This is a genomic window from Streptomyces sp. NPDC058620 (assembly GCF_042717135.1).
Taxonomy (GTDB): Bacteria; Actinomycetota; Actinomycetes; order Streptomycetales; family Streptomycetaceae; genus Streptomyces.
In genome coordinates this window covers 1-1,919 of record NZ_JBHXQO010000149.1, presented here as the reverse complement: position 1 = coordinate 1,919, position 1,919 = coordinate 1, and the positions used below count along the sequence as shown (strand labels likewise).

The following is a 1,919-nucleotide window of genomic DNA, read 5'->3' as shown; positions in this document are numbered from 1 at the left end:
GGTGATCTTGGTCGTGAACCCGTCTACCAGGAGCTTTCTTCATGCCCGCCGCCGGGGCTGCCAGCCCAACCACCCGTCAGGTTGGAAAAGGCTCATTGTCACCTCGCCGCCGCCCTCGGGCTGCGTCGACCTCAGCCAGCCGGCCACCAGAAGGGTCGCTGTGTCGTGGGCCGAGTTGTAGACCCCGAAGTGGCACGCGCCGCAGAAGTCGAACGGGCTGTACAGGAAGGTGCTCTCCCGAGAACAAAGACTGCACGCCCCGCCGCCACTGCCGTCGTCGATCCTGTGCCCGTCGAGCTCGACCATACTGGTCGGGTTACCGCCGGTGAACGCGTACCGGTTCCCGGTGAAGGGATCCGCACCGAGGTTCATGTCGGCAAGGGCACCGTTGTACATGTCCCGGCTGGTGAAGCGGTTCAGGCCCGGGTTGTAGTCCCGGAAGCCCATGTCGTACGTGCCGGCCTGGGCGTCCCACCGCTTGGAGTTGTACCGGTAGGGGTTGTATGCGTCCTTGGTGGGATCAGCGGCGTCAGGCTTGTCGATGCCGGTGAACTCGTCCTTGTCGTCCTTGCCGTAGGCGGTGTACCCGTAGGTTGCCTTGGTGTCGCCGTTGGTGTCGGTGAGCGTCTCGACGTCGGTGTGGCTGTTGTAGCCGTAGTAGCCATCCTCCGTTGATCCGTCCGTGTTGTGCTTGACCTGTGAGAGCCGCTCGCCCCAGGGGCTGTACTGGTACGACTTGGTCAGCACACCGGCGACCTTCTCGTCAAGAACCTCCTTGGAGAGACCCAGGTAGTTGAACTCGGTGGTCTTACCGCCGGTGGTCTTGGTAGTGGTCCGGTCCAGCGGGTCGAAGCTGTACGCGGTGGACTTCAGCGCACCTGTGTCGTCCATTTTCTCGGACTCCACGACATGGTCGAAGCCGTCGTACACGCTCCTCTCGATAACCTGGCCGCCTGCGGTGACCGACTCCTGGCGACCGAACGGGTCGTAGTTGTAGTTGACGGTCGTGCCTGAGACCGATGCCTTCAGGAGACGGTTGCGGTCGTAGGTGAAGGCGGTGGTGGCGCCCTTGACCGTCTGGTTGACGACATTTGCGTTGTCGTCGTGGACGTAGGTCTCGGTGCCCGCGCCGTTGCCCGTCTTGGCCGATCTGGAGAGGCGGTTGACCGGGTCGTAGGTGTAATCGGTGGTGGAATCGAGGTACGCCGCGTGGTTATCGGCGTTCATCTTCTTCGCCACGTCCTGCGCCTTGTTGCCGTTGGCGTCGTAGGCGTAGCTGTGAGATGAGACCAGGGTTCCGTTCGGCTTCTTCTCCGAGGAGGATTTCAGCGAACGGTCGAGGTAGTAGGAGAAGTCGACCGTGTTGCCGTTGGCCTTCGTCTCCTTCTGCTTCAGGCGCCGGTCGGTATAGGTGTAAGACGTCACCTTCGGTGCGCTGTCCGCGGACGACTTTCCGATCGAGACCGTCTTGACCAGTTCCCGCAAGTCATAGGTGTACTTGGAGTACTGCTCCGGGTGAGTGATCGTGTCTGTATGACCGTTTACGTCGTAGGTCAGGCTGGTGGACTTCTTCTCCTGGCCCGCCAACGCCTCGGTGATCTTCGCGACCTGGTTCAGTCCCGTGTAACTGATCGTGTATGCGTCAACCTTGGCACCGGAGGAGGTGTCGTCGATCGAGGTGAGGTTGCCGTTGATATCGTAGCCGTAGGTGAAGGTGCGCTTCTCGGCGTCGATGTCACCGGAGTTGTCACGGACCAGCTTCACACCGTCGGCGACGACCGCGCCGGCGCTGTTCTGGAACAGCTGAAGCTTGGCCGCGTTGCCCTTACTGATCGTTTCAGAATGAGGTTCGGAGTCGCCTCAAACAGATGATGCTGCAAGCGAGTTGGAGTAGTCCGAGGTGGAGGTCCGCGCGTATC

Annotated in this window: 1 pseudogene; it reads right to left on the bottom strand. The window is 61.4% G+C overall.

What is annotated here, in order from left to right:
* Window positions 1-258: 258 nt before the first annotated feature.
* Window positions 259-1,824: pseudogene (locus ACFWSK_RS37740) on the bottom strand (RHS repeat-associated core domain-containing protein); the annotation flags it as partial.
* Window positions 1,825-1,919 lie beyond the last annotated feature (95 nt).